The sequence below is a fragment of the Streptomyces thermospinosisporus genome, assembly GCF_039526425.1.
GTDB classification, from domain to species: Bacteria; Actinomycetota; Actinomycetes; order Streptomycetales; family Streptomycetaceae; genus Streptomyces; species Streptomyces thermocarboxydovorans.
On record NZ_BAAAIZ010000060.1, the window covers coordinates 1 to 3994 of the forward strand.

The window sequence follows — 3994 nt, forward strand, 5'->3', positions numbered from 1 at the left end:
CCCGACACCTACGCACACCAGCCCACCCGACGTGCAGTTTTCACGATGCACACCGCCCATTGTCCGTCACGCCGGTGACACACTCGGTGCCGATGGCCAAGAATCACCGATCCGATCGACCCCCTGCCGGCACCACACCCCGGCCCGAGCCGGGTGCGGTGCTCGACCGGCTCGCGTCCGGACCGAGCCGGGCTTCGCGCATCACTCATACGGAGCACTTGCCCCCGCGCGAGGGCCGGCATGCCGTCTGGCCGGACCGGATCCGATCCGAGGTGATCGCCGCCGTGCAGGCGGCGGGCATCGGCCATCCCTGGGCCCACCAGGCACGGGCCGCCGAGCACGCCCTGGACGGGGAGTCGGTCGTGGTCGCCACCGGCACCGCCTCCGGCAAGTCCCTGGCCTATCTGGTGCCGGTGCTGTCCACCCTCCTGGACGGCGCCGAGGCCCCCAACGGCCGGGGCGCCACCGCCCTCTATCTGGCCCCCACCAAGGCCCTCGCGGCCGACCAGTGCCGGTCGGTGAAGGAACTTTCACAACCACTGGGCCATTCGGTGCGCGCGGCGGTCTACGACGGCGACACGCCGTTCGAGGAACGCGAGTGGATCCGCCAGTACGCCAACTACGTGCTGACCAACCCGGACATGCTGCACCGGGGCGTGCTGCCCTCCCACCCCCGCTGGTCCTCCTTCCTCAAGGCCCTGAAGTACGTGGTCATCGACGAGTGCCACACCTACCGGGGCGTGTTCGGCTCGCACGTCGCCCAGGTGCTGCGCCGGCTGCGCCGCCTGTGCGCCCGTTACGGCTCCTCTCCCGTGTTCCTGCTGGCCTCCGCGACCGCCGCCGAGCCCGCGGTGGCCGCCCGCCGGCTCACCGGGCTGCCGGTGGTGGAGGTGTCCGACGACGCCTCACCGCGCGGTGAACTGGTGTTCGCGCTCTGGGAGCCGCCGCTGACCGAGCTGCACGGCGAGAAGGGCGCCCCCGTCCGCCGCACCGCCACCGCCGAGGCCGCCGACCTGCTGACGGACCTCACCGTGCAGGGCGTCCGCTCGGTCACCTTCGTCCGCTCCCGGCGCGGTGCCGAGCTGATCTCGGTGATCGCCCAGGAGCGCCTGGCCGAGGTGGACCGCTCACTGGCCGGGCGGGTCGCCGCCTACCGGGGCGGCTACCTCCCCGAGGAGCGCCGCGCCCTGGAACGCGCCCTGCACTCCGGCGAACTCCTCGGCCTCGCCGCGACCAACGCCCTGGAGCTCGGCGTCGACATCGCCGGCCTGGACGCCGTGGTCATCGCCGGCTACCCCGGCACCCGTGCCTCGCTGTGGCAGCAGGCGGGGCGCGCCGGACGGTCCGGGCAGGGCGCCCTCGCCGTGCTGGTCGCCCGCGACGACCCGCTGGACACCTTCCTGGTGCACCACCCGGAGGCCCTGTTCGACCAGCCCGTCGAGTCCACGGTCCTCGACCCCGACAACCCCTATGTGCTCGCCCCGCACCTGTGCGCGGCGGCCGAGGAACTGCCGCTGACGGACGACGATCTCGAACTCTTCGGCCCCACCAGCGCGGAGCTGCTGCCCCAGCTGGAGGCGGCGAAGCTGCTGCGCCGCAGGACGAAGGCCTGGCACTGGACCCGCAGGGAGCGGGCCGCCGATCTCACCGGCATCCGCGGCGAGGGCGGCCGGCCCGTCCAGGTCGTCGAGGCCGGCACCGGGCGACTGCTCGGCACGGTCGACGCGGGCGCCGCCCACACGACCGTCCACGAGGGCGCCGTCCATCTGCACCAGGGCCGCACCTACCTCGTGCGCTCCCTGGACCTGGAGGACTCCGTCGCCCTCGTCGAACAGGCCGACCCGCCGTACACCACGGTCGCCCGCGACACCACGTCGGTCTCCGTGCTGGAGACGGACACCGAGATCCCCTGGGGCGAGGGCCGCCTGTGCTTCGGCTCCGTCGAGGTCACCAACCAGGTGGTCTCCTTCCTGCGCCGGCGGGTCATGACCGGTGAAGTGCTGGGCGAGACGAAACTCGACCTCCCTCCTCGTACGCTGCGCACCCGCGCAGTGTGGTGGACGGTCACCGAGGATCAGCTGGACCGGGCCCGGATCAACCCGGAGATCCTCGGCGGCGCCCTGCACGCCGCCGAGCACGCCTCGATCGGCATGCTGCCCCTCTTCGCGACCTGCGACCGCTGGGACATCGGCGGCGTCTCCGTCCCGCTGCACCCCGACACCCTGCTGCCCACCGTCTTCGTCTACGACGGCCATCCGGGGGGCGCGGGCTTCGCGGAACGCGCGTTCCACACCGCCCGCGCCTGGCTCGCCGCCACCCGCCAGGCCATCGCCTCCTGCGAGTGCGAGGCCGGCTGCCCCTCCTGCATCCAGTCCCCCAAGTGCGGCAACGGCAACGATCCGCTGCACAAACGGGGCGCGGTGCGTCTTCTCACTGTGCTGCTGGAAGGGGCCCCGGAGGAGAAGCCCGAGGAGAAGGAAGCGGAGGAGGGTGCGCCGAACCCAGGAGCGGGGAAGGCGACGCCCCTGCAAGCCGAGGGTGGGCCGCCGCCTCCGGGAGGAGCGGAGGAGGCGGAGGGCCGGGACCGGCGGCGCCCCCGGGACGCGCGGGCGTCGTCGCAGGCCCCGCCCTCGCCCTGACCTCCGCGGCGAAGGGGGCCCGGCCCGCGGCAACCGACACGTCCGAGATCTCTCCCTCGACCGTGCACCGCACGAGCCGCGTGCCCTGCGCCCTGGCCACCCGGCCGGCGCGGGCGCAGGCCGCCGCGCCGCCCTCGCCCCAGTGGTCCGCCGCCGCGAGCGCGGCGAGATCCGCGCCCCCGGCCGCACGGTGCCGGACCACCACCGCGTGCCCCAGGGCGAGCACGACACCGAACACGACGCACAGCACCGCGATCGCCCCGACGCTCCACACGGTCGCCGACCCCCGGTCCGCCCCGATCCGGCGGGCTCGGGTGCCGGCGCATACGGCAGTCCCGCCCCGGCGAACTCGAGTCGTACCGCGTCCGGCCGTCCCGCCCCGGTGAGCCCGAGTCGCACCGCGTCCGGCAGTCCCTCCCCGGCCGTCTCCGGACGAGCGGCACCTCACCGTCCCTCCCCGGCCGTCTCCGGACGAGCGGCACCTCACCGTCCCTCCCCGGCCGTCTCCGGACGAGCGGCACCTCGCCGTCCCTCCCCGGCCGTCTCCGGACGAGCGGCACCTCACCGTCCCTCCCCGGCCGTCTCCGGACGAGCGGCACCTCACCGTTCCGCCCGGGACCGCTTCCCTCGCGGCTTCCCTCTCACCGCACCTCACGGCCCCGCCCCCACGGTCTCCTCCACGGCCGCCACGGCTTCCTCCCGTACGTCGAACGGAAGCCCCCGCAGCAGCCGTGGCCTGGCCACGACGACCACCCGTACCTCCTCCGCGCCCCGGCTCACCGTGACCTGCGCCCCGGGCGGCGCCGCCTCGCGGGCGAGTTCGACGACCGCGTCCGGCGGGTCCTGCCGGGCGGCCGCACGGGCGCCGGCCCGAGCAGCGTCCACGCACTGGATCTGCGCCGCCACCACCAGCAGCCCCCACACCAGCGCCGTGGCGAACAGCACCAGCACGGGCAGCACCAGGGCCGACTCCGCCGTCACGAACCCCCGGTCGCGCTTGTCACGTCCGGTGTCACATCCGGCCATCGAGTGCCTGCTGCACGATGTTCCGCAGTGCCGTGCTGACCGGCCCGCTGGTGACCACTTTGTAGAGCACCACGGCGAACGCCACCGCCGTCGTGGTTATCTAGGGTTGTCAAGCGAATGAGCACGTCAGCGTCGCAGGAATAGTTAAGGCACATTAGGCAAGTACACCGAGAGCCAAGTGACCATACGGCTCACAGCCAGTGCGGTAGGTTCCGCCAGACCTGGTGATCGATCGCGCCACGGGGCCAAACGCGGACCGGTAAGGACTCAGAAGCCATCCGCTTTCCGAACGTGATCTGTTGGTTCGGCTGTGGTGGGCATGAACTCCG

At 73.4% G+C, this 3994-nt stretch carries 3 protein-coding genes and 1 pseudogene; 1 reads left to right on the forward strand and 3 read right to left on the reverse strand.

Annotated elements, in window-relative coordinates; translation table 11 throughout:
* Positions 1 to 92 precede the first annotated feature (92 nt).
* A complete protein-coding gene (locus ABD207_RS19745) occupies positions 93 to 2639 on the forward strand; it encodes a DEAD/DEAH box helicase (RefSeq protein WP_344014426.1) in 2547 nt (848 codons plus the stop codon).
* A gap of 16 nt (positions 2640 to 2655) precedes the next feature.
* Here ABD207_RS19745 and ABD207_RS32140 read toward each other — a convergent pair.
* From ABD207_RS32140 to ABD207_RS19760, 3 genes and pseudogenes are all read right to left on the reverse strand, one after another.
* A pseudogene (locus ABD207_RS32140) lies at positions 2656 to 3294 on the reverse strand (Rv3654c family TadE-like protein); the annotation flags it as partial.
* Positions 3291 to 3665 carry a TadE family type IV pilus minor pilin gene (locus ABD207_RS19755; RefSeq protein ID WP_344014427.1) on the reverse strand — a complete coding sequence of 125 codons (375 nt, stop codon included), beginning with the start codon at positions 3663 to 3665 and terminating at the stop codon, positions 3291 to 3293. The gene ABD207_RS19755 and the pseudogene ABD207_RS32140, both read right to left, overlap by 4 nt.
* Positions 3652 to 3765: a DUF4244 domain-containing protein gene (locus ABD207_RS19760; RefSeq protein ID WP_425580756.1), complete on the reverse strand. Its 114-nt coding sequence runs from the start codon at positions 3763 to 3765 to the stop codon at positions 3652 to 3654. Before ABD207_RS19760 ends, ABD207_RS19755 begins: the two co-directional genes overlap by 14 nt.
* Between the last annotated feature and the right edge of the window lie 229 nt (positions 3766 to 3994).

What these genes read in the sequence shown, in the direction of transcription:
- ABD207_RS19745 (WP_344014426.1), top strand. Translation starts at nt 93, where the DNA reads ATGGCCAAGAATCACCGATCCGATCGACCCCCTGCCGGCACCACACCC.
- ABD207_RS19755 (WP_344014427.1), bottom strand. Translation starts at nt 3,665, where the DNA reads ATGGCCGGATGTGACACCGGACGTGACAAGCGCGACCGGGGGTTCGTG.